Origin of the sequence: Geobacillus sp. YHL (assembly GCF_022341265.1) — a bacterium.
Classification (GTDB): domain Bacteria; phylum Bacillota; class Bacilli; order Bacillales; family Anoxybacillaceae; genus Geobacillus; species Geobacillus thermoleovorans.
On the sequence record NZ_JAEIGB010000005.1, the window covers coordinates 128,819 to 151,457 of the forward strand.

At 54.7% G+C, this 22,639-nt stretch carries 22 protein-coding genes and 1 riboswitch; of the genes, 17 read left to right on the forward strand and 5 right to left on the reverse strand.

The window, feature by feature from the left end:
- Positions 1–150: 150 nt before the first annotated feature.
- The 8 genes from JCR24_RS07395 (at position 151) to JCR24_RS07430 (ending at position 7,430) form a co-directional block, all read left to right on the forward strand.
- Entirely contained in the window at positions 151–1,176 is a 1,026-nt protein-coding gene (locus JCR24_RS07395) for an ABC transporter ATP-binding protein (protein ID WP_238980389.1), read from the forward strand.
- Positions 1,163–2,089 (forward strand): ABC transporter ATP-binding protein, encoded by a 927-nt coding sequence (locus tag JCR24_RS07400; RefSeq protein WP_238980390.1) that lies wholly within the window; start codon positions 1,163–1,165, stop codon positions 2,087–2,089. Before JCR24_RS07395 ends, JCR24_RS07400 begins: the two co-directional genes overlap by 14 nt.
- 18 nt (positions 2,090–2,107) lie before the next feature.
- Positions 2,108–3,076, forward strand: a complete 969-nt coding sequence (opp4B, locus tag JCR24_RS07405; RefSeq protein ID WP_014195525.1) for an oligopeptide ABC transporter permease — start codon at positions 2,108–2,110, stop codon at positions 3,074–3,076.
- Positions 3,077–3,097: 21 nt separating this feature from the next.
- On the forward strand, positions 3,098–4,006 hold the full coding sequence (locus JCR24_RS07410; RefSeq protein WP_238980391.1) for an ABC transporter permease: 909 nt from the start codon (positions 3,098–3,100) through the stop codon (positions 4,004–4,006).
- Between the two features lie 13 nt (positions 4,007–4,019).
- Positions 4,020–5,804, forward strand: a complete 1,785-nt coding sequence (opp4A, locus tag JCR24_RS07415) for an oligopeptide ABC transporter substrate-binding protein (RefSeq protein WP_238980392.1) — start codon at positions 4,020–4,022, stop codon at positions 5,802–5,804.
- 50 nt (positions 5,805–5,854) lie between these two features.
- Positions 5,855–5,959, forward strand: a riboswitch (SAM riboswitch).
- An 84-nt stretch (positions 5,960–6,043) separates the two neighbouring features.
- Positions 6,044–6,367 (forward strand): hypothetical protein, encoded by a 324-nt coding sequence (locus JCR24_RS07420; protein WP_238980404.1) that lies wholly within the window; start codon positions 6,044–6,046, stop codon positions 6,365–6,367.
- 16 nt (positions 6,368–6,383) lie between these two features.
- Complete coding sequence (locus tag JCR24_RS07425) at positions 6,384–6,767, forward strand: VOC family protein (RefSeq protein ID WP_238980393.1); 384 nt, start codon at positions 6,384–6,386, stop codon at positions 6,765–6,767.
- Positions 6,768–6,947: 180 nt separating this feature from the next.
- Complete coding sequence (locus JCR24_RS07430) at positions 6,948–7,430, forward strand: PaaI family thioesterase (RefSeq protein ID WP_013523474.1); 483 nt, start codon at positions 6,948–6,950, stop codon at positions 7,428–7,430.
- 355 nt (positions 7,431–7,785) lie between these two features.
- Here JCR24_RS07430 and JCR24_RS07435 read toward each other — a convergent pair whose 3' ends face one another.
- Positions 7,786–8,202 (reverse strand): PaaI family thioesterase, encoded by a 417-nt coding sequence (locus JCR24_RS07435; RefSeq protein ID WP_238980394.1) that lies wholly within the window; start codon positions 8,200–8,202, stop codon positions 7,786–7,788.
- A gap of 141 nt (positions 8,203–8,343) precedes the next feature.
- Here JCR24_RS07435 and hutG point away from each other — a divergent pair, with 141 nt between their 5' ends.
- The 5 genes from hutG (at position 8,344) to JCR24_RS07460 (ending at position 15,395) form a co-directional block, all read left to right on the forward strand.
- Complete coding sequence (gene hutG / locus JCR24_RS07440; RefSeq protein ID WP_014195533.1) at positions 8,344–9,312, forward strand: formimidoylglutamase; 969 nt, start codon at positions 8,344–8,346, stop codon at positions 9,310–9,312.
- A 4-nt stretch (positions 9,313–9,316) separates the two neighbouring features.
- Entirely contained in the window at positions 9,317–10,798 is a 1,482-nt protein-coding gene (locus tag JCR24_RS07445) for a helix-turn-helix domain-containing protein (protein ID WP_238980395.1), read from the forward strand.
- Between the two features lie 223 nt (positions 10,799–11,021).
- Positions 11,022–12,677, forward strand: a complete 1,656-nt coding sequence (gene hutU, locus JCR24_RS07450) for a urocanate hydratase (RefSeq protein WP_238980396.1) — start codon at positions 11,022–11,024, stop codon at positions 12,675–12,677.
- A 15-nt stretch (positions 12,678–12,692) separates the two neighbouring features.
- Positions 12,693–13,967 (forward strand): imidazolonepropionase, encoded by a 1,275-nt coding sequence (gene hutI, locus JCR24_RS07455; protein WP_238980397.1) that lies wholly within the window; start codon positions 12,693–12,695, stop codon positions 13,965–13,967.
- Between the two features lie 99 nt (positions 13,968–14,066).
- Positions 14,067–15,395: a YjiH family protein gene (locus JCR24_RS07460; RefSeq protein WP_238980398.1), complete on the forward strand. Its 1,329-nt coding sequence runs from the start codon at positions 14,067–14,069 to the stop codon at positions 15,393–15,395.
- Positions 15,396–15,711: 316 nt separating this feature from the next.
- On the opposite strand, the gene JCR24_RS17540 is transcribed toward JCR24_RS07460, so the two are convergent.
- Positions 15,712–15,801: a putative holin-like toxin gene (locus JCR24_RS17540; RefSeq protein WP_370643316.1), complete on the reverse strand. Its 90-nt coding sequence runs from the start codon at positions 15,799–15,801 to the stop codon at positions 15,712–15,714.
- Between the two features lie 141 nt (positions 15,802–15,942).
- Complete coding sequence (mscL, locus tag JCR24_RS07465; RefSeq protein WP_015374498.1) at positions 15,943–16,338, reverse strand: large conductance mechanosensitive channel protein MscL; 396 nt, start codon at positions 16,336–16,338, stop codon at positions 15,943–15,945.
- A 149-nt stretch (positions 16,339–16,487) separates the two neighbouring features.
- Between mscL and JCR24_RS07470 the strand changes: the two genes are divergently transcribed.
- From JCR24_RS07470 to JCR24_RS07480, 3 genes are all read left to right on the forward strand, one after another.
- Complete coding sequence (locus JCR24_RS07470) at positions 16,488–17,711, forward strand: YeeE/YedE family protein (protein WP_238980399.1); 1,224 nt, start codon at positions 16,488–16,490, stop codon at positions 17,709–17,711.
- 181 nt (positions 17,712–17,892) lie between these two features.
- The gene (locus JCR24_RS07475) at positions 17,893–18,834 is read left to right on the forward strand and encodes a carbohydrate kinase family protein (RefSeq protein ID WP_238980400.1); all 942 of its coding nucleotides are present in this window, start codon (positions 17,893–17,895) and stop codon (positions 18,832–18,834) included.
- Positions 18,834–19,739, forward strand: coding sequence for a pseudouridine-5'-phosphate glycosidase (locus JCR24_RS07480; RefSeq protein WP_238980405.1), 906 nt, complete (start codon positions 18,834–18,836; stop codon positions 19,737–19,739). Before JCR24_RS07475 ends, JCR24_RS07480 begins: the two co-directional genes overlap by 1 nt.
- Before the next feature lie 53 nt (positions 19,740–19,792).
- Here the strand turns inward: JCR24_RS07480 and JCR24_RS07485 are convergent, their stop codons facing one another.
- On the reverse strand, positions 19,793–20,146 hold the full coding sequence (locus JCR24_RS07485) for a hypothetical protein (RefSeq protein ID WP_011230871.1): 354 nt from the start codon (positions 20,144–20,146) through the stop codon (positions 19,793–19,795).
- A gap of 278 nt (positions 20,147–20,424) precedes the next feature.
- Between JCR24_RS07485 and JCR24_RS07490 the strand changes: the two genes are divergently transcribed.
- Complete coding sequence (locus JCR24_RS07490) at positions 20,425–21,591, forward strand: HEAT repeat domain-containing protein (RefSeq protein ID WP_015374502.1); 1,167 nt, start codon at positions 20,425–20,427, stop codon at positions 21,589–21,591.
- A 66-nt stretch (positions 21,592–21,657) separates the two neighbouring features.
- Here JCR24_RS07490 and JCR24_RS07495 read toward each other — a convergent pair whose 3' ends face one another.
- Positions 21,658–22,428, reverse strand: a complete 771-nt coding sequence (locus JCR24_RS07495; RefSeq protein ID WP_238980401.1) for a DODA-type extradiol aromatic ring-opening family dioxygenase — start codon at positions 22,426–22,428, stop codon at positions 21,658–21,660.
- Between the last annotated feature and the right edge of the window lie 211 nt (positions 22,429–22,639).

Below are 22,639 nucleotides of genomic sequence, written 5' to 3' on the forward strand. Positions count from 1 at the left end.
GAAACTTTGTTTTACATCCAGTAGAGCGCCCACCGCATTCTATCAAAATGACTTGTTATGAAGGAAAACAGAATCGAACAATCGGAAAATCTTTATTGCAACTTATATAGTCTAAAATTTAGTAATACTAACAAAAGGGAGAAGGACACATTGGCAAAGCAAACGTTGCTGGAAATTGAGGGGCTGCGAGTCTCTTTTCGCATTGGGGATGACTATTATGCGGCGGTCGACGACGTTTCGCTGGCGATCGGAGAGAACGAAGTCGTCGCCCTTGTCGGGGAGTCGGGGTGCGGCAAAAGCGCGCTCGCCTTGTCGATCATGGGCCTCCATCCGCCCGAAAAGACAAAAATTGAGGGGCGCTTGCAGTTTAAAGGAACAAATTTGCTGTCGCTCTCCATTTCTGAACTGAACCGCATCCGCGGCAAAGAAATCGGAATGATCTTTCAGGATCCGTTAACGGCGCTCAATCCGCTTATGACGGTGGGCCGGCAGATCGAGGAAAGCATGGACTACCATCTGCGCTTGTCGGCAGCCGAAAAAAAGAGACGAACGATCAACTTGCTTCACAAAGTCGGCATTCCGGAACCGGAAAAAGTGTATCATCGCTATCCGCACGAACTGTCTGGAGGAATGCGGCAGCGGGTCGTCATCGCGATCGCCATCGCCTGCGAGCCCGCCCTGCTCATCGCCGATGAACCGACAACGGCGCTTGATGTGACGATTCAGGCGCAGATCATAGGGCTGCTCAAAGAGTTGCAGCGGCAAATGAAAACGAGCATTATTTTGATCACGCACGATTTAGGGGTCGTGGCGGAAATGGCCGACCGCGTAGCCGTCATGTACGCAGGGGAAATCGTTGAATTGGCGGACGTGGATACCATTTTCCATCGGCCGCTCCATCCATACACTCGCTCGTTGTTGCAGTCGATCCCGTCTGCGCAGACGAAAAAGGAACGACTCCACGTCATCCAAGGGATCGTTCCGCCGCTGCATAAACTGCCGCGGCGCGGCTGCCGCTTCCAGCCGCGCATCAGCTGGATTGGGGCGGATAAGCACGAATCGGATCCGAAGTTGCGGGAAGTGGAGCCGGGGCACTGGGTGCGTTGCACATGCTACCAACATTTTTATTTTCCAGATGATCAAACAGTAGGTGAGGTCGACTATGGCGCTTCTTAACGTCAACCATTTGAAAGTATACTATCCGGTGCGCGGCGGTTTTTTTCGCCGGGTGGTCGACCATGTCCGTGCAGTGGACGATGTCAGCTTTTCTTTGAATCAAGGGGAAACGTACGGGCTTGTCGGCGAATCAGGTTGCGGCAAAACGACGACGGGGCGCACGATCATCGGCCTTATTCGGGCAACGGCCGGTGAAGTGCTGTTTGAAGGAACAGATTTGACAAAGCTCCGCCGCCGCGAGTTTCATCCGTATCGGAAAGACATCCAGATGATTTTCCAAGATCCGTATTCTTCGCTCAATCCGCGCAAACGTGTGCTCGATATTGTCGCTGAGCCGCTCCGCAATTTCGAGCGCCTGTCCCCGCAAGAGGAGCGGCAGAAGGTGCAATACGTTTTGGAACGGGTCGGCTTGAGCGCGGATTCGATCTATAAATATCCGCACGAATTTTCCGGCGGACAGCGCCAACGCATCGGCATTGCGCGGGCGCTCACGCTCAACCCGAAGCTCATTATCGCCGATGAGCCGGTGTCGGCGCTTGATGTGTCGGTGCAGGCGCAAGTGTTGAATTTCATGAAAGAAATCCAGCAGGAGTACGGACTGACGTATTTGTTCATCAGCCATGATTTAGGGATCATCCGGCATATGTGCGACCGGATCGGCATTATGTACCGCGGCCGGCTCGTGGAGGAAGGGACGAGCGAGGAAATTTTTACGAATCCGCAACATATTTATACGAAGCGGCTGCTTTCCGCCATTCCGAATGCCGATCCGCGCGAACGCAGTAAACAGGCGGCGCTGCGCCGAGAAGTGGAAGAAGAATATGCGCAAGCGTATTCGCGCTATTTTGATGAAAATGGGCGGGCGTATCCACTGAAATCCATTTCACCGACTCACTCCGTAGCGATTCCGTAAAGAGAGGAAGACGGAACGATGTTGAAGTTTATTTTGCGCCGAATCTTGATCATGATTCCGCAGCTATTTTTGTTAAGCGTCCTCATTTTCTTGCTGGCGAAGGCGATGCCGGGCGATGCGCTGACGGGGCAGCTGGCGGCCAACCCGAAAATGGATCCGCAGACGCTTGAGGAAATGCGGGAAAAACTTGGCTTGAATGATCCGGTACATATTCAATACATCCGTTGGGTGAAAAACATGCTGCAAGGGGATCTCGGCCTTTCCTATACCCACCAGCAGCCGGTCACTGATCTGCTGGCCGGACGGATCGGGAATACGGTGTTGCTGTCGGCGGCGATTTTAATTTTGACGTACCTGATTGCCATTCCGCTTGGCATCGTGTCGGGGCGATGGACAGATACATGGGCTGATAAGCTGATCGTCGGCTACAGCTATCTCGGGTTTGCCACGCCGCTGTTCATTTTTGCTTTGATCATGCTGTTTATTTTCGGCTTTCACCTTGGCTGGTTTCCAACCGGCGGCAGCGTGGACGTTCAGGTCGAGGAAGGGACGCTCGCTTACTATTTAAGCAAATTGAACCATCTCATGCTTCCGGCGTTGTCGGGAGCGCTCATCAACACGGTCGTTACGATTCAATATTTGCGCAGCGAAATCGTCGATACGAAAGTGAAAGATTTCGTGAAAACGGCGCGGGCGAAAGGCGTGCCGGAGCGGCACATCTATTGGCGCCATATTTTGCGCAATTCGTTTTTGCCGATCGCGGCGTTTTTAGGGTATGAGATCACCGGGCTTGTCGGCGGTTCCGTGTTTTTGGAGTCGATCTACAGCTATCCGGGGCTTGGCCAGCTGTTTTTGCAGTCGATTATGCAGCGGGATTACAGCGTCGTGACGGCGCTCGTCATGATTTCCGGCCTGGCGACGCTGGTGGGCACGCTGTTGTCGGACATCATTTTGAGTGCGGTCGACCCGCGCATCCGGATTGAGTAGGGAAGGAGGAAGGCAGCTGACATGAAAGCGGAAATCAGCGGCCCAACGCCGGCCGGAGCGAACATCGAGAAAAGCCCTTCCGCCTTTTCGATCATGTGGCGGGAGGTGGCTCGGGATCGGCTCGCGCTTGGTTCGCTCATCATTTTAGGAATCCTTTTGTCGATCGTCTATGGCGTGTCGCTCTTTTTGGATCAAGAGGAAATCGTGAAAGTGGATTTTCTTTCCATCTATTCTCCGCCGTCAGCGGAACACTGGCTTGGCACAGACTACGGAGGGCGCGACGTGTTTGGCCAGCTCATCATCGGCGCCCGCAATTCGTTTACGATCGGGCTGGCCATTACGCTCATCACTGGGGCGATCGGCCTCATTGTCGGATTGGTGGCCGGCTATTTCGGCGGCTGGATCGACAACGTCATCATGCGCATCATCGATTTTATTCTCGTCTTGCCGTTTTTAATGCTGGTGATCGTCTTTGTAGCCATCGTCCCGAAATACAATGTGGCGACGTTCATTTTGATTATGAGCGCGTTTTTATGGACGGGCAAAGCCCGGCTCATTCGCGCCAAGACGCTTGCCGAGCGGGAATTGGACTATGTCAGCGCATCCAAGACGCTCGGGACGCCGGATTGGAAAATCATTTTGTTTCAAATTTTGCCGAACTTAAGCTCCATTATCATCGTCAATTTGACGTTGAACTTAGCTGGCAACATCGGCATTGAGTCAGGTCTTACATACCTGGGGTTCGGGCTGCCGGAAAGCACGCCAAGCCTTGGGACGCTGGTCAGCTATGCGACCAATCCCGATGTGCTGCAAAACAAATGGTGGGTATGGCTGCCTGCATCATTGCTCATTTTGGTGATGATGCTGTGCATAAATTTCATCGGCCAAGCGCTGAAACGTGCGGCTGATGCAAGACAACGACTAGGATAAGGGGGAAGAAAATGTGAAGAGAAAATGGCTGGCGGCTCTCGCCGCGCTCTTGCTCGTGCTCGCCGGGTGCACGGGCAAATCCGACACAACGAGCGGAAAGGGCAACAATAACGAAAAACCGGCGGCTCAGAAGGAAGACATCAGCAAATTCCCGATGACGGTGAAAAACGACGGGAAAATCATCGATGGCGGCGTGTTGAAATACGGCCTTGTGTCCGATACGCCGTTTGAAGGGACGCTCAGCTATGCATTCTACACCGGAGCGCCCGACGCAGAGATTTTGCAATTTTTTGACGAGTCGCTTTTCCGGACGAACGGTGACTATGAAATTACAAATGATGGGGCTGCCACGTATGAGTTGTCGGATGATAAAAAGACGATGACAATCCATATTAAAGACAATGTGAATTGGCATGACGGCCAGCCGGTGACCGCTGAAGACTTGGAGTATGCGTATTTGGTCATCGGCCATAAAGATTACACCGGCGTCCGCTATGGCGATGCGCTCATCCAAGGGATCGTCGGGATGGAAGAATATCACAGCGGCAAAGCGGATAAAATTTCCGGCATTAAAGTCATCGACAAAAAGACGTTGACGATCACATGGAAACAGGCCAATCCGTCGGTGTTGACTGGCATTTGGGCGTATCCGCTGCCGAAGCATTACTTGAAAGACATTCCGATCAAAGACTTGGCGAAATCGGATAAAATCCGGAAAAACCCGATCGGGTTCGGTCCGTTTAAAGTGAAGAAAATCGTTCCGGGCGAGTCGGTAGAGTTTGTTCGCAATGATGACTACTGGGCTGGCAAACCGAACTTGGAAGGCGTCATTTTGAAAGTCGTCAGCCCGCAAGTCGTCCTGCAAGCGCTGAAAAAAGGCGAAATTGACGTCGCTGAGTTCCCGACTGACCAATATTTGAACGCGAAAGGGACGAAAAACATTCAGTTTATCGGTAGAGTGGATTTGGCGTACAACTATATCGGCTTTAAACTCGGCCATTGGGATGCGAAAAAGCAGGAAAACGTAATGGACAATCCGAAATTCCAAAACAAAAAACTGCGCCAAGCGATGGCGTATGCCATCAACAACCAAGAGGTGGCCGACCGCCTGTATCATGGTTTGCGCTTCCCGGCGAACACGCTCATTCCGCCGTCGTTCCCGGGCTATCATGACAGTTCCATCAAAGGGTATACGTACAATCCGGAAAAAGCGAAACAATTGCTGGATGAAGCGGGATATAAAGATGTGGATGGCGATGGCCTCCGCGAAGATCCAAACGGCAAAAAATTCAAGGTCAACTTCTTGGCGATGAGCGGTGGGGACATCGCTGAACCGCTGGCCAAATTTTATATGCAATGCTGGAAAGATGTGGGCCTCGATGTTCAGCTTGTAGACGGACGCTTGGCGGAGTTCAACTCCTTCTACGATATGGTCGAAAAAGACGATCCGAAAGTGGATGTCTACGCCGCCGCTTGGGGAACTGGAACGGACGTCGACCCGTACGGATTGTACGGCCGCAACGTCATGTTCAACTACTCGCGCTGGGTGAATGAGAAAAACGATGAACTGTTGGAAAAAGGCCATTCCGAACAGGCGTTTGACAAAGAATATCGTCGGAAAATTTACAGTGAATGGCAAAAGCTGATGAACGAAGAAGTGCCGGTCATCCCGACGTTGTATCGTTCGGCCATTTATGCCGTCAACAACCGCGTCGCCAACTTCACGGTCGATCCGGGCTCGAAACTGACGTGGAAAGATGTCGGCGTCACGTCCGAGCAACCGGAAGTCGAACAATGACGGTTGTTGCCTTTGATGATGTATGATAAGATAGAAGATAAATTGCATACGTCTTATCAAGAGTGGGCGAGAGAACGGGCTTGATGACCCCACAGCAACCTGCCGCAGGCAAGGTGCTAACACCCGCAAAGCGGTTTCGCTTTGGATGATAAGAACGGCTCATGGCCCCTTTCGCATCATTCCGAGGCGAAAGGGGTTTTTGTCGATAGGGGGTGAAGGGGGAAATAGTGAAGAGGGACATGTCGATCCGAGCTTGCATGGCCGCTCATCTCCGTGCCGCTGCGTTCGCCGTTCATGTCATGCGCTGCGTGCAGGCGGAGCTCATCCGGTTTGACTCTAAGGCGGCGGTGCATGTCGACCGTGGGGACGGATACGTTCATTTGTATGGGGAAGCGCAAGGAACAGCCTTTTCGTTGTTGTTGACCAACAGTGAGGCGGACGAATGGAAGGCGGACGGACCGTACGCCCTTGACCGCTACATATGGACAGAGCTTGGGAAAAAAGGGATTTTCCCGATGCAGATGACGCCGTATTTACAAGCAGTATGGTTAACTGAGTCATAGAAAGGAAGAGGGACGAATGGCAGTCAAAAAATTTGAACATGTCGGCATTCAAGTGAAAGACATCGAGGCATCGAAAGAGTTTTATCAAAATGTTGTCGGCTTGGAGCTGCTCGACGAAATGATTCATACGAACGGCACGATGAAATTGGCGTTTTTAGGGATTGGCGGCTCGATCATTGTCGAGCTGATCGAAGGATACAATCCGGATTTGCCGACGGAAGGAAAAGTGCACCATGTGGCGTTTACGGTGGAAGACATTGAGCAGGAGAAAGAACGGCTTCAGTCGCTGGGTGTGCCGCTTGTGTGGGAAGAAATAACGACACTTCCGAACGGGGCAAAATATTTGTTCTTCCTCGGGCCCGACGGCGAATGGATCGAGTTTTACGAGCCTGCTCGATAAATGGCGTCACGCTAGGCGGCCAGCTGTTTGGGCCGCCTATGAATTTGCCGTCTGGCGATTGGCGCTTCGTTCCATTTTTCTTCGTATGGCCTTGCCTGCCGCTAGACAACAACCGTCCATGTAGGAGTCGTCGTCTTCTCGATTCAATGGTATACTAGAAAAAGAGAGGGGGAGGATGACGTGGAAGAAATGATCGTGCACGCGATTCAAGACGACTACCCTGATGAATTCGCCTGGTGCTACGGCTGCGGGCGTCTGAATGAACAAGGCCACCATTTCCGCACCGGGTGGCGGGGCGACAAAACGGTGACGGTGTATACGCCGCGTCCGGAACATACGGCGATTCCAGGGTTTGTGTACGGCGGGCTGATCGCCTCGCTCATTGATTGCCACGGCACCGGTTCAGCGGCGCTTGCCTTGCATCGGAAAAACGGCCATGAACCAGGGAGCGGGGAAACGCCGCCGCGCTTTGTTACTGCGTCGCTTCACGTCGATTTCGTCAAGCCGACGCCGCATGGAGTGCCGCTTGTCGCCGTCGGCACTGTGACGGAGATTCATCCGAAAAAATGGAAAGTGGACACCGAAGTGTTCGCCAACGGCGAACTGTGCGCCCGCGGGCAAGTCGTCGCCGTCGTAATGCCGAAAACGTTTGTCCGTGGGTAACAAGCAACGAAAGGCGCCGGAGAGCGGCTGTTTTTGACAGCGCTTTCCCCGGCGCTTGGCAACTGGTCGAAAACGGCTGCGCCTCACCTCGTTTCGCCATTGAGGACTGATGATGTCATGAAAAAGGCAACTCGACAACGCCTCTTCTCAAGTGGGGAAACCTTGTGAAATTGGTTCTCCTTTTTCAACAAAACCACCGATTTGGCGAACATCATCGTTTTTCACCGGTTTTCTCGGATTCCTCTGATCATCGCTTTCCATGCGTTTCAAAACAACAACAGCAGCTGCTGTTTGGACTCGTCGAATCCAAGGAGAACGAGCATGCGCAAAAACGCCTTTTGGAGATCCATCACCTTCACGGTTTGTCCATGATCAGCACCGACGACGTGGCGCTCGCCACCTCTTTGCCGTTTTGCCGCACGATGGCGGTTACATAGGTGACGGTTTTCCCGAACTTTTCCACCCGCGCCTCGATTTCGGCTTCTCCAGCCGCCGCTGGGCGGTGAAACGTCGTCTGCAAGTTGATGGAGGCGTGCATTTGGTCATCGCGAAGCAAGGTCGTCACCGCATACGCCATGAGAATGTCCGCCGCCGCCCCGACGAACCCGCCCATAATCACCCCGTTGCCGTTGAGCAGCGATTCGCTGATCGTCCATACCCCTTTCGCATAGCCGTCTCGGGCTTCCGTCAGGCGGACGCCGAGCGTTTCGTCGCATGGGGGCGGCGCGCTTTGACCGGCGATGACAGCGTGCAAGTTGGTCATTGGCTTCATGTGGAACACCCTTTCTGTTGTCAATCATGTTTTTTTATTCGCCAAACGGCGGCGATTTCCTCTTTTCGCGTGCATGAGGAGGAGAACGGCAAAGCTGTGGCGAAAGAAACAAGCAGCTGATGATGGAAAGGAGATGGTCTCATGTATCAACCGCCAGACGCCGGCCGTTGGACGGGACGGATTGACAGCGTGAGCGATGAGCAGGCGTTTCGTCTTCATCAGCGCATTCGCTTGCTCGATTTGTCGCAGCCATTGGAGACGGTGGAACGAGCGGCGGCATTCATCGGGTTTGCGTGCGACGAAGGAGTGCGCCGCAACCAAGGCCGCCAAGGGGCGAAAGAGGCGCCGGCCGCCGTCAAAGCGGCGCTGGCCCGGCTGCCTTGGCATCTTCCGGAAGGGGTCGTTGTCTATGACGCAGGCGATGTCGTTTGCGTCGATGAACGGCTCGAACAAAGCCAGACTGAACTTGGGAAGGCGGTCGCCCGCCTGCTGAAAAACGGGATGGCGTCTATCGTGATCGGCGGCGGCCATGAGACGGCGTACGGCCATTACTTGGGCGTTCGCGAAGCGCTCGGGCCCGAAGCCCGCCTTGGCATCCTCAACATTGACGCCCATTTCGACTTGCGCCCGTACGATGACGGGCCGACGTCCGGGACGATGTTTCGGCAAATATTGGATCAAGACGAACGGGTCCGTTACTTCTGCCTCGGCATTCAGCGGCTTGGCAACACGGCGGCGCTGTTTGCGGCGGCCGAGACGTACGGCTGCCGGTACATGCTTGAAGACGAGCTGACCGCAGGGCCGATCGAGGCCGCCTATGAACAAATCGAGGAATTTGCCGCTCATCACGATGCCGTGATGTTGACCATTTGCATGGACGCCATCAGCGCGGCTGCCGCGCCGGGGGTGAGCGCGCCGTCGCCGTTTGGACTCGCTCCGTCGCTAGTGCGCGCTCTCGTCCGCCGAATCGTTTCTCATCCGAAAACGATCAGCGTCGATCTTTGCGAAGTCAATCCACTCTGGGATGAAGGCGGAAAAACGGTGGCGTTGGCCGCCGCCTTTTGCATGGAAGCGCTCCTTCATTTTCGACGCTTGCAGCCAAGGCGGTGAGAACGTGAAATTGGTCATTGCCGAACGGGACGACAAGGAACGAGAAGCGATCCGCTGGCTCGTTTCCGCGTATTCCTTGCCGATTGAGCAAGTATATACGGCGGCTACGGTCGAGGAGATGATGGCGTTTCTTGAGCGGGAGGCGCCGGAGCTATTGTACGTCGAACTGGATATGATTCCGTATGAACGATGGTCGAAGGCGACATCCCACGTCCGCTTGTTTTGCCAACGCGTGATTGCCGCAACGGCCGAGGCGACGTTTGCGCGGGCGAAACAAGCCATCGACTGGCAATGCGTCGATTTGCTTGTGAAGCCGCTTGAGCCCGCCAAGCTGAAACAAGCGTTGAGGACGGCGGTTTCGCTTTCCTCCAACAGCCGCTCGAGCCTGACAGCGGGTTTTGACGGCCATGACGACTACCGCGCATTATTTTACGATGACCCCGCCGCAGCTTCCACCCATGTATGGCTTGTGCAGGCGGAACAGCCTGCCTTGTCTCGGGAAGTGATCCGCTTTTTAACGAGCTATCCGTTTCGCGGACGGGCGCGCGTATTGCCGCTCACCCATATGGCGGTTTGCCTGCTTCCCGATTTGCCGGGCGACGGGAAAGAAGAGGCGTGGAAGCTGTTGCGCGATTGGGAAGAGGAGCATCATGAGCCGCTCGCGGTTGTCGTGATGCCGCCTGATGGCCGGAGGACGGTGCGCGGGCAATACCAAGCGGCCCGCCGGTTGCTCGAGACGACGTTTTTCATTGGCTATCGCCAAGTGATCGCTCCCGCTTCGGAATACGAACAGTGGCGTGAGCTCGATCCGTTTTTGACGCCCGAGGAGCAGCGGCAATGGATCGAAATGCTCGAGCGATTCGACCACGAAGCGGTGAAACGGTGGCTGCAGCGCGAGTTTTGGCACTGGTCGCCGCCGTTTCCGAGTCCGGAGATGGTGCGGACGCGGCTGACAAGCATTTTGGCGCAAATTCGCCGCTTTATGAAAACGTACCGCCTGGACCGCGGCGGAACCGAACGCGAATATATGCGCATCTTTCAAGACATTTTGTACAATCCCGTCTTGTATCGTATCGTTCAAGAATTGATTTTATTTTTATATCGGTTGTTCCACGAGGCCAAGCAGGCCGCGGAAGACGCGCGCGTCGACCCTGTGGAGCGCGGCCTCCGCTATATGGAGGCGCATTTTCGCGATCCGTCGCTCACGCTTGAGCGGGTCGCGGCCGCTGCCGGGCGCAGTCCCGCGTATTTCAGCCATTTGTTGTCGAAAAAGCGGGGCGTGACGTTTCGCCAGTGGCTGACGAATCGGCGGCTTGAGGAAGCGAAGCGGCTGCTTCGGCAGACGGACTTGTCGATCAAAGAAATCGCCGAACAAACCGGGTTTCGCACCGCCCATTATTTGACGCGCGTCTTCAAAGCCGAACTGAATGAGACGCCGACCGCCTACCGCGACGAACAACGGCCGAAACCGCCATCGCCGCGGTAGGCGGTTTTGTCTGTGGCAAAGCGCAGCCTTGCCGGATCGCGGGCGAGAGGGGGCGGCGTATATTTCAAAAGAAATGGATCGATATCGAAAAAAATGAACAAATAAAACGGATAGGAAATAGAAAATTCAAAAAAATGTGATCACTTTTAAAAGACGTGCGCCTATCTTCTCCTTCTTTGCTCCCTTACAATCAAAAGCAAAGAGGAAAAAGGAGAGGATGACGATGGCAGAAAAACGGACCGTCAGCCCGCCCGCGGGCACAGCCCGGCAGGCGAAAGGGTGGATTCAAGAAGCGGCGCTGCGGATGCTGAACAACAATTTGCATCCCGATGTCGCCGAGCGGCCGGATGAGTTGATCGTCTACGGCGGCATCGGCAAGGCGGCGCGCAACTGGGAATGTTACGAGGCGATTGTGGACACCCTTCTTCGTTTAGAAAACGATGAAACGTTGCTCATTCAATCCGGCAAGCCGGTGGCGGTATTTCGCACGCATCCGGACGCCCCGCGCGTGCTGATCGCCAACTCCAACCTCGTGCCCGCATGGGCGACGTGGGATCATTTCCATGAGCTCGACAAAAAAGGATTGATCATGTACGGACAAATGACGGCTGGCAGCTGGATTTACATCGGCAGCCAAGGAATCGTTCAAGGAACGTATGAAACGTTTGCCGAAGTGGCGCGCCAGCACTTTGGCGGCACGCTGGCCGGGACGATCACGCTAACCGCCGGCCTTGGCGGCATGGGCGGGGCGCAGCCGCTCGCGGTGACGATGAATGGCGGCGTCTGCCTCGCTGTCGAAATCGATCCGGCCCGCATTCAGCGCCGCATTGACACGAATTACTTGGATACGATGACCGACAGCCTAGACGCGGCGCTCGAGATGGCGAAACAAGCGAAGGAAGAGAAAAAAGCGCTGTCGATCGGCCTTGTCGGCAATGCGGCTGAAGTGTTGCCGCGTCTCGTCGAAATGGGCTTTGTTCCGGACGTCTTGACCGATCAAACGTCCGCCCACGATCCGTTAAACGGCTACATCCCGGCTGGCCTTACGCTTGATGAGGCCGCCGAACTCAGGGCGCGCGATCCGAAGCAGTACATCGCCCGTGCAAAACAGTCGATCGCCGCGCATGTTCGAGCGATGCTGGCGATGCAAAAGCAAGGGGCGGTGACGTTTGATTACGGCAACAACATCCGCCAAGTGGCAAAAGACGAAGGGGTGGACGACGCCTTTTCCTTCCCGGGTTTTGTGCCGGCCTACATCCGTCCGCTCTTTTGCGAAGGAAAAGGGCCGTTCCGCTGGGTGGCATTATCCGGCGACCCGGAAGACATTTATAAAACCGATGAAGTCATTTTGCGTGAATTCAGCGACAATGAGCGTCTTTGCCATTGGATTCGCATGGCGCAAAAACGCATTAAGTTCCAAGGGCTGCCGGCGCGCATTTGTTGGCTCGGCTACGGCGAGCGGGCGAAGTTCGGGAAAATCATCAACGACATGGTGGCCAAAGGCGAGCTGAAAGCGCCGATCGTCATCGGCCGCGATCATTTGGATTCGGGCTCCGTTGCTTCGCCGAACCGGGAGACGGAAGGAATGAAAGATGGAAGCGACGCCATCGCCGACTGGCCGATTTTAAACGCGCTGTTGAATGCGGTCGGCGGCGCAAGCTGGGTGTCGGTTCACCACGGCGGCGGCGTCGGCATGGGCTACTCCATTCACGCCGGCATGGTCATTGTCGCCGACGGCACGAAAGAGGCGGAAAAACGGCTGGAGCGCGTGTTGACGACCGACCCGGGGCTTGGTGTGGTCCGCCACGCCGACGCTGGGTATGAGCTCGCCATTCGGACAGCGAAAGAAAAAGGCATCGATATGCCGATGCTGAAATAGAAAGGGGAACCGCCTATGCGACCGCTCTTTGTCCGCCGCGCCCGCCAGCTCGTCACGCTGGCGGGAAGCTCCGCGGCTCCGCTTGTCAAGGAGAAGATGAGCGATCTTCACATCATCGAAAACGGCAGCGTCTGGATCGAACATGGCACGATCGTGGCGGTTGGTGCGGACGATGAACTGGCCCGCCAATTTGCCGATCGGCTCGCCGAAGCGGAAGTCATTGACGCTAAGGGCAAAACGGTGACGCCTGGGCTTGTCGATCCTCATACTCATCTCGTTTACGCCGGCAGCCGCGAACACGAATGGACGATGCGGCTCGGCGGGGCGACGTACATGGAAATCATGAACGCAGGCGGCGGCATTCATGCGACGACAAAAGCGACGCGCGAGGCGTCGGAAGAGATGTTGTATGAAGAAAGCAAGCGGCGGCTCGATCAGTTTTTGCTTCATGGGGTCACGACCGTCGAAGCAAAAAGCGGCTATGGTTTAAGCCTTGAGCACGAAATCAAGCAGCTTGAAGTCGCCAAGCGTCTCGATGACACCCACCCGGTCGATATCGTCTCCACGTTTCTTGGCGCTCATGCCGTTCCGCCGGAGTGGAAGCACGATCCGGATGAATACGTCCGCCTTGTCATCGACGAGATGATTCCCGAAGTGAGCCGGCGGGGGCTCGCCGAGTTCAACGACGTCTTTTGCGAGCGCGGCGTCTTTACCCCCGACCAGGCGCGCCTCATCCTCGAAGCAGGCAAAGAGCACGGCTTGACGCCGAAAATTCACGCTGATGAAATCGAACCGTACGGCGGGGCGGAACTGGCCGCCGAAGTCGGCGCCATCTCCGCCGACCACCTGCTTCGGGCATCGGACGAAGGAATCCGCCGCATGGCCGATGGCGGCGTCATCGGCGTCCTTTTGCCAGGCACCGCCTTTTTCTTAATGACAAAAGCCGCCGACGCCCGTCGTTTGATCGACGCCGGCGTTCCCGTCGCCTTAGCGACCGACTGCAACCCTGGTTCGTCGCCGACCGTCTCGCTGCCGCTTGTCATGACCTTGGCCTGCCTGCATATGCGCATGACCCCGGCCGAAGCCATCGCCGCCGCCACGATCAACGCCGCCCACGCCATCGGCCGCGGGCATCTCGTCGGCAGCCTCGAGCCGGGCAAGAAAGCGGATTTGGTCATTTTCAATGTTCCGAATTACGTGCAGATCATGTACCATTACGGAGTCAACCATGTTGAGACGGTGATCAAAGGCGGGGAGGGGGTGGTGAAAGAAGGCAAGGTGTGCATCTGAAGGGAGGAATCGTCTTTCGCCAAAGCGTTTGGCGACCGGAAGCGGCTATGCTTCCGGCCGCGCAAGTTGGGGTAAAAAGAACAATGGGGGTGGAGGAGAATGAAAACGGATACAAATATAGCGCCATCCGTGCCGACGCCAACGCCGGCCAGCGGGGCATGGAAGTTTTTCGTCTTTAGTGCCATCGGCATTTTCGTATTTTTCGTCCCGGTGTCCATCGGCGGCACATCATCGATTTTGCTCGATCATATTGTGACATGGATCCGCACCCAGTTTTCAGCACTTGTTCCTTATTATGCTCTGATCGTGATCGCTCTCGGTGCAATTTATCCATTTTATAAAAAAACGTGGAACAAAGATGCCGTAACAGTCGTTTTTTCGCTGCTGAAAGTTGTTGGGCTGATTACGGCGGTCATGTTGGTGTTTCGCGTCGGTCCGTCGTGGCTGTTTCAACCGAATATGGGCCCGTTCTTGTACGACAAGCTCGTCATTTCCGTCGGACTCCTTGTGCCGATCGGCTCCGCCTTTCTCGCCATGCTCGTTGGCTACGGGCTTTTAGAATTTGTCGGCGTATGGATGCAGCCGATCATGCGTCCGATTTGGAAAACGCCGGGCCGTTCGGCGATCGACGCCGTCGCCTCCTTTGTCGGCAGCTACTCGATCGGTCTATTGATCACCAATAAAGTGTTCAAAGAAGGCAAATACACCGTGAAAGAAGCAGCGATCATCGCTACCGGCTTTTCCACCGTATCGGTGACATTTATGGTCGTTGTCGCGAAAACATTGGGGCTCATGCCAATCTGGAACACGTATTTTTGGGTGACATTTCTCGTGACGTTTGCCGTTACAGCGCTTACCGCCCGGCTTTGGCCGCTGAGCCGCATGAGCGACGAGTATTACGACGGCAAAGGAGATCCCGAACAAAAAGTGACGGGAAGCTATATGAAGCAAGCTTGGTCCGAGGCGATGAAAGCGGTAGGACAGTCAAAAGGGATTGGGACAAACATATGGGAGAACTTGCGCGATGGCTTCATCATGACGATGGGCATTTTGCCTTCCATTATGTCAGTCGGACTGATCGGGCTGCTGCTCGCTGAATATACGCCGTTGTTTGACTGGTTGGGCTACCTGTTCTACCCATTCACCCTTCTGTTGCAAATCCCTGAACCGTTGTTGGCTGCGAAAGCTTCGGCCATCGAAATCGCGGAAATGTTTTTGCCCGCTTTGCTTGTCACCGAAGCTCCGCTTGTCACAAAATTCATTATTGCGGTCGTATCCGTCTCGGCGATCCTATTCTTTTCCGCTGTCATTCCATGCATTTTATCTACAGAAATCCCGCTCAGCTTGCCGCGGCTGCTGGTCATCTGGTTTGAACGCACCGTCTTGACACTCATCCTCACCGCGCCGCTTGCATATTGGCTGCTTTGACGGAAACAGAAAGGCGCCCTAGCCAAAACGGGCGCCATTTGGGTTATCGTCGTTCTCGGAGCGGTGGTGTCGTTTCGCCAACAAGGGGAACCTCCCTAAATGTCAGTCACAAATATTTTACTTACATCGTTTTACATTTGAACATTCAGCATATATAATATAACATGTATAATATAGTATGCAGAGTTCATATGCATAAAATGAAGCCGAAGGTGTTGCCGCACCTTCGGCCCTGCAATAGACGGTTCCCATAAAGGGGATCGGCGTGAGCAGAGGGAAATAATCCACCCAGCCGCCTCGTTAACTTAAGGGTGGATTATTTCTTTTGGTTGTGCGACAGCATTGAAACAATGAGACTTGCGAATGCGATCGCAAACATTAATGCTTCAAATACTGTCATCGGCATCACCCCCTTCCAAATCAGGGGTAGCCGATCCACCCTTAAGTTACCGTACTATTGCCTTCCTCATTATACCACATATTCGTATAATAAGAGATTGCTTTTTATTACTATGTCTAAAAGCCTGTCCACCTCCGAGACAGGCTTTCACAGCGTTTCCCGCTGCTGCTTTAACAAATCGCGAATTTCTGTCAATAGCTCCTCCTCTTTCGTCAGCGTCGGCGCGGTTTCCTTCACCTCTTCCTGCTTTTTCACCCGTTCATACAGCGTGTTGATCAATTTCACAAACAGGAAAATCGAAAACGCGATGATCAAAAAATCGACGACCGTTTGGATAAACGCCCCATATTTCACTTCCGCTTTGCCGACTTTCCACGACAGGCCGCTGAAATTGATGCCTCCCAACAATAAGCCGACGAGCGGCATGATGATGTCATTGACGAGCGAAGAAACGATTTTGCCAAATGCCCCGCCGATAATGACCCCGACGGCCAAGTCGATGACATTGCCGCGGACGGCGAATTTTTTAAACTCGTTCCACATGGTCATCTCCTTCCGAAGAAAATGTTCGTCTGCTATTATACCCGACCGGCCGCAACATTGAAACTTTTTAGTTTAAATCGTAGAAAATCAATTGGTTTTATAGTATTATAGAATACGTTCATCAACCAAAACAAAAGGGGGAACGCATCGTGGAAGTGACCGCACAACAACGAGACGTTCGCGCGAAACAAGCAGCGAACGCCCCGAAACATCTGACTGCGTGGATTATTGCTGTTTCCTGCCTCATATTGATCGGTGGAACGTTGTTCTTATATAGCCGCGTTTCTTGGCAACAGGCGCTTTTGTATGTGCTCGGGGCGTTTGGTGGATTTGTATTGTACCAGGCGCATTTTGGCTTTACATCCGCATGGCGAAAGTTTATTCTATACCGCCAAGGGGAAGGCATTCGGGCACAGATGATCATGATGGCTGTGGCCAGCGCGTTGTTTTTGCCGTTGCTCGTGAAAGGTTCGGCGCTCGGGCACCCGGTGTCAGGGTATGTATTTGGCGTGGGGGTATCAGTCATCGTCGGCGCCTTCCTGTTTGGCATCGGCATGCAGCTTGGCGACGGCTGCGCGTCCGGGACGTTGTACCATATCGGCGGAGGCGATGCGAACGGCATCGTGACGCTCATCGGGTTCATCGCTGGCTCAGTCATTGCGACGACCCACTTTGACGTGTGGGCGAAGATGCCGCAATGGAAGCCGTTCTCGTTCATTGGCGAGTTCGGCGCCTTGGGAGGGTTTTGGCTTCAGTTGGTTTTGTTGGCAGCGGTCTACTATGTGGTGACCGTGGCGGAAAAACGGCGCTATGGCCAACTCGTTGCTACATCGCTTGAGAACCGTCATGGCTGGAAAGCGATTTACAAAGGGCCATGGTCGCTTCTGGTCGGGGCGTTGCTCTTGGCTGTAACGAACGCGCTTGTGCTGATGATTAGCGGTAAGCCGTGGGGCATTACGTCCGCCTTCGCCCTTTGGGGGGCGAAGTTCGTGCAGCTGTTTGGCGTCGATCCGACCGCTTGGGCGTACTGGCAAGATGAAGCGAAACGGCAGGCGCTCGCGAATCCACTCTACTACGATACAACGACCGTGATGGACATCAGCTTGATGGTCGGCGCCTTATTGGCGGCAGCGCTTGCGGGCCGCTATACAAAACCGATTCAGTGGAAGCGTCCGACGCGCATGACGATCGGTGCGCTGATCGGCGGCCTGATGATGGGATACGGCGCCCGGCTGGCGTTCGGCTGCAATATCGGCGCGTATTTCGGCGGCATTGCGTCATTCAGCGCCCACGGCTGGGCGTGGTTTGTCTTTGCTTTCCTCGGCAGCCTGATCGGCGTCAAACTGCGTCCGTATTGCGCGTACAAAAACTAAACGTTCGAACTTCGGCATCCCGTCGTTTTGGCGGGGTGCTTTCTTTATGCAGGACGGCATATGGTACAATGGGCAGTGAGGCTTCGACAAGAGCAGCTGCCTGCTTGTTTGAAATCGTTTTCCTTGTTTTGGGAGAGCGGAAGGAGGACAGCGGTGTTCATTGGGAGAGGAGGGAAAAGGCATGCGGCAAGCGGCCTCGATCGTCTGCATCGGCGGGGCGAATGTCGATCGGAAAGCGCGGTTGCTTGCGCCGTTTCAGCTCGGCACGTCCCATCCCGTCACCACGACGCAAACCGCGGGCGGGGTGGCGAGAAACGTGGCGGAAAACTTAGGGCGGCTTGCTCAACCTGTTTCGCTCGTCAGCGCCGTTGGCGATGATCACGATGGACAGTGGCTCATTGACGTGACGAGCCGATATGTCAATACGAGCTTCATCGTGCGAACGCCAAAAGCGAACACCGGGACGTATACAGCGGTGCTCGATGAACGCGGCGAGATGGTTCTCGCCTTGGCGGATATGGCCATTTATGATACAGTGGGGGAAGGATGGCTAAAGCAGCAATGGACTCGGCTCGGTCCGATTTCTGCGGTCGTGCTTGACACGAATTTCCCGAAGGCTGTCATTCGTTCGGTGATTGCACAATGCCGCCAAGAGGACATCCCGCTTTGTGTTGTGACGGTGTCGGTTCCAAAAGTGAAGCGATTGCCCAGCGATTTGTCTGGTGTGACGTGGTTTGTCACGAATGAAGCGGAGGCTAAGGAATTTGTGGGACGCGACGGACATACGGACGACATAATGAAACCGATCCTTCAAGCCGGCGCCCAGAACGTTGTCGTCACGCGCGGCGCAAACGGCGTCGCGTACGCCACCAAGCAAGGGGAAACAGAAGCGATTGCGGCGCCGAAGGTTGAGGTCACCGACGCCACCGGAGCGGGCGACGCCTTTGCGGCTGGATTTTTGTACGGCGTCTTAGGCGGACATACGGTGGAAGACGCCTGCCGCTTTGGGATGAGCAGCGCGGCGCTTACGCTGCAAACGGCCGAAACGGTGCATCCCGCTTTGAATGAACACCTGTTGCAAGCCGCCTATGCGCGGTATTTTCGCGAAGGGGGAACGAAGTGATGAATGATTTTCTCGTCTTTTCCGAAGAAGTCGCTCAAGCGAAGGCCGAAAAAAAGCCGATTGTCGCCTTAGAATCAACGATCATCTCGCATGGCATGCCGTATCCGGAAAACGTGCAAACGGCGAAAGCGGTTGAACAGATCATCCGCGACCGCGGCGCCGTGCCGGCGACGATCGCCATTTTAAACGGAAAAATCAAAATCGGGTTGACCGAAGACGAACTTGAACAGCTCGGGACAAGCCGCGATGTAGAAAAAGTGAGCCGCCGCGACTTGCCGTATGTCGTCGCCATGAAGAAACACGGGGCGACGACCGTGGCGGGGACGATGATTTGCGCTGAGATGGCGGGCATCCGCGTATTTGCGACCGGCGGCATCGGCGGCGTGCACCGCGGCGCCGAACAGACGATGGACATCTCGGCTGACTTGCAGGAACTGGCGCGCACAAATGTCGCGGTCGTCTGCGCAGGGGCGAAATCAATTTTGGATTTAGGCTTGACGCTTGAATACCTCGAGACGCACGGCGTTCCGGTCATCGGCTATCAGACGGACGTCCTGCCGGCGTTCTATTCGCGGACGAGCCCGTTTCGCGTCGACTATCGCCTCGACAGCGTGGAAGAGATCGCCCAGTTCCTCGAAACGAAATGGAAGCTTGGGTTAAACGGCGGTGTTGTGATCGCCAATCCTGTCCCAAAAGAAGAGGAGCTCGAGGAGTCGTATATCACCGCCATCATCGAACAAGCGCTCAAGGAAGCAGAAAAGCAGCACATCACCGGAAAATCGGTCACCCCGTTTTTGCTTGACCGTGTGAAAACGTTAACCGGAGGCAAAAGCTTGCAAGCAAACATCGCCTTAGTGAAAAACAACGCCGCCTTGGCGGCCGACCTTGCCCGAGAGCTTTCTTGATGCGAACGCCCCCGCCTTGATGGAAGGGCGGGGGCATGATGGCGGTGGAGGATTTATCGAGCGTGAAGCAAATGGCGGATTTTTCGATCATGCTGGGCGATTTTGACGGAGTGGAAGTCGACCGTTTCTTGTGTTTCAACTAGTTCGACGCGGATGTGGCCGAGTTTCGCTTCGAGCCGTTCGAACCGTTCGTTCACGGTGCGCTCCAACTGGGCGATCTGCCGCTCAAACCGTCCATCCATCTCCTCGATGCGCTTGTCCATTTCATCCGTTTTTTCATTCAACGCTTGGACTTGGCGTTGGAGCGAGTCGAATTTCTCATGGAGCGCTTCGAACTGCTTGCGCATATCCGCCGCGTACAAATCAAGCACTTGCAAAATTTGCGCCAATATCGTTTTTTCTTCCACCCTCTTCACCTCCTTCCACTTCTAGTATATCAAACAAGCGAGTTTGCGAGAAGGAAAAACGGTTTCAAATCAAGCGGATTTTGTCTATGATGATAGAGGAGGAGATGCTGTGATGTTTGAAATGACCAAGAGCTCCATTGGCTGCCCATTTCCATCGCATCGGCCGCTGCTTGTGTTCCATGTATGAAGGAAGAACCCGCAAACCCGTCGCAAGGAGGTTGAATGTCGATATTCTGTCAGCGACGGGGTGAAATTTCAGAAAAAAAGAAGGTGTGATCATGTCCTTTATTCAAACAATCGAGCCGCATTTGTTTAGCGACCATCCTGTCCTCCGCCAGTTTGCGTTTGACGCAATCGAAGAGTATCCGGATATTCCAGCCGCGCTTGTGGAGCGTTTGGTGGATGAGGCTGTAACGGCGGACAACGAAGAAACACGGAGGATGATTTTGTACGGCATCTCCAAACAGCCGTTGACCGACCGAGCGCTTGAGCAGTTGTTGACCATGAAAGACGCAACGAAGTACATCCGTTGGTTTTTCCCGTTTCCAGCCGCCCAGCTCGAAAAATACGGAGAACAGCTGCTCCCTCACTTCCCGCGGTCTTGGCAGCGAGCCGTCCGCCTTGCTTTAGAAGGAACGGAAGATGACGTATGGGAACACTATTTTTCAGTGCTTTCGCATTTGCACGAGGAAGAGTTTCACAATCACGATTGGTTTTTAGTAGCCAAACAAGCCGTGCGCATTCTCGTTGAACGCGGATGGATGACGAAGGAAGATATCGGTCTGACATGGATGAAAAACGAGCAACAGCCTTGGTTTTCGTATGACGGCATTTTGGCGGTGTATGCGATCTCGCTCATCGGCGCCGCTGAATATATTCCCCGCCTCGCCCGACTGTTGGAACAACAAGACGGAGATGTGCTTGTTGATCAAGCCGTTTCCACCTTATCGATGTTCCAACGTGAAGAAACGATCGAAGCGGTGCGCCCATATGCGTTTCAGGAAGACACGGCGCTGTCCGCTATTCATGTGCTCGCTAACATCAAATCTAAACAGGCCGTGCGTGTATTGCGAGAAGTCTTTTCCAAGCAGCGCGATGATGACCTCCAAGCATTTTGCTTTGAGGCACTTTGCCATCAGCTGGATAAAGAGGCGTTCCCAGAAGTAGAGCAGTATGTAAAAAGAGCGGAAAAACGAGGGCGTTCTTGGATGATTGATGTCGAACAGAACGCGTACGCCTATTATACGATTCTAGAGATCGATCACCCGAAGTTGGAAACGTGGAAAGCCATTGCCGAGCAGCGGTATCGCCATTTTCAAGCCGTGCTGCAAACACCTCCGCGGCCGACCAACATCCCATACCGCCGAAAAGAGCGAAAAATCGGCCGCAACGACCCATGTCCGTGCGGCAGCGGGAAAAAGTATAAAAAGTGCTGCGGGAAGTAACAGCGTTGCTTTCGGCCTAGGAAACAGCCCGCCCCCATGCGTTGAAACGGGGAGCGGGTTTTCCTTTTAAAATGTCACGGCCATTAGGCTTAAGTTTCCGTGTTGGTATTCACGGAACAACACGCGCGGCGCCCCGCCGCGATCGCCTGCCCCGTAGGCGATCCAATACGGCGCGAGGTGTTCGGGTGTGGGCACAGCTTGCTTGGCGTACGGCGCTTTGTTCTCATAATCGAACACCTCTTCACTATGGGCGGCGGATTGGCTGAGGAGCCAATCATCAAACGCCATGGCCCACGCGTCCGCTTCAGCGTGACCTTCCCAACGGAGCGCCATCAAATTGTGCACCGTCCCGCCGCTGCCGATGATCATCACGCCCTCATCCCGCAGCGGGCGCAGCGCTTCCCCGAGCTGGAACAATTGTTTTGGCGTCCACCACGGCACGACCGACGCTTGCACGACTGGGATGTCAGCGTTGGGAAATAGACGGTGCAACAACACCCAAGAACCGTGATCCAGCCCGCGCGTGGAATCAACCGCCACTTCCGCCGTTACGCCCGCCAAATGGCTGCGCACGCGCTCCGCCCACTCGACCGACCCGCGCGCCAGATAAACCACTTCATACAGCTCGCGCGGAAACCCGGAAAAATCATAAATCATGTCATACGTTCCCTCAACCGCCGAAACCGTCGGTTGGCGCGTCATCCAATGCGCTGTAAAGATGACGACCGCCTGCGGGCGAATTCCTTCCCCGAGTTTGCCCAAAAACGCCGTGTACGCATTGTCTTCGATCGCCAGCATCGGCGAACCGTGTGCAAGAAACAGGGCGGGGAGTCTCATCGTTCCATTCCTCCCTTGAATCATATTGATCCGCTTGCGGCCTAATGCCGCCTCCAAACGATTCGCCGAAAAACGGCGCAGGAATTCCTCATCCCTAGTGTAGCATAAGCATCTTTTGCTCTTCTATGCACACGCTTTCCTAAACCGTGCGATGGATGTTCGAATCCGCTCGGGACCGCTGCTGAACCTCCTTGCGATGCGGGGGGGGGGG

What these genes read in the sequence shown, in the direction of transcription:
- opp4B (WP_014195525.1), top strand. Translation starts at nt 2,108, where the DNA reads ATGTTGAAGTTTATTTTGCGCCGAATCTTGATCATGATTCCGCAGCTA.
- hutI (WP_238980397.1), top strand. Translation starts at nt 12,693, where the DNA reads ATGCGACCGCTCTTTGTCCGCCGCGCCCGCCAGCTCGTCACGCTGGCG.
- JCR24_RS07460 (WP_238980398.1), top strand. Translation starts at nt 14,067, where the DNA reads ATGAAAACGGATACAAATATAGCGCCATCCGTGCCGACGCCAACGCCG.
- JCR24_RS07480 (WP_238980405.1), top strand. Translation starts at nt 18,834, where the DNA reads ATGAATGATTTTCTCGTCTTTTCCGAAGAAGTCGCTCAAGCGAAGGCC.
- JCR24_RS07490 (WP_015374502.1), top strand. Translation starts at nt 20,425, where the DNA reads ATGTCCTTTATTCAAACAATCGAGCCGCATTTGTTTAGCGACCATCCT.
- JCR24_RS07425 (WP_238980393.1), top strand. Translation starts at nt 6,384, where the DNA reads ATGGCAGTCAAAAAATTTGAACATGTCGGCATTCAAGTGAAAGACATC.
- JCR24_RS07400 (WP_238980390.1), top strand. Translation starts at nt 1,163, where the DNA reads ATGGCGCTTCTTAACGTCAACCATTTGAAAGTATACTATCCGGTGCGC.
- JCR24_RS07475 (WP_238980400.1), top strand. Translation starts at nt 17,893, where the DNA reads ATGCGGCAAGCGGCCTCGATCGTCTGCATCGGCGGGGCGAATGTCGAT.
- JCR24_RS07410 (WP_238980391.1), top strand. Translation starts at nt 3,098, where the DNA reads ATGAAAGCGGAAATCAGCGGCCCAACGCCGGCCGGAGCGAACATCGAG.
- JCR24_RS07420 (WP_238980404.1), top strand. Translation starts at nt 6,044, where the DNA reads ATGTCGATCCGAGCTTGCATGGCCGCTCATCTCCGTGCCGCTGCGTTC.
- hutU (WP_238980396.1), top strand. Translation starts at nt 11,022, where the DNA reads ATGGCAGAAAAACGGACCGTCAGCCCGCCCGCGGGCACAGCCCGGCAG.
- hutG (WP_014195533.1), top strand. Translation starts at nt 8,344, where the DNA reads ATGTATCAACCGCCAGACGCCGGCCGTTGGACGGGACGGATTGACAGC.
- JCR24_RS07435 (WP_238980394.1), bottom strand. Translation starts at nt 8,202, where the DNA reads ATGAAGCCAATGACCAACTTGCACGCTGTCATCGCCGGTCAAAGCGCG.
- JCR24_RS17540 (WP_370643316.1), bottom strand. Translation starts at nt 15,801, where the DNA reads ATGCCGATGACAGTATTTGAAGCATTAATGTTTGCGATCGCATTCGCA.
- mscL (WP_015374498.1), bottom strand. Translation starts at nt 16,338, where the DNA reads ATGTGGAACGAGTTTAAAAAATTCGCCGTCCGCGGCAATGTCATCGAC.
- JCR24_RS07495 (WP_238980401.1), bottom strand. Translation starts at nt 22,428, where the DNA reads ATGAGACTCCCCGCCCTGTTTCTTGCACACGGTTCGCCGATGCTGGCG.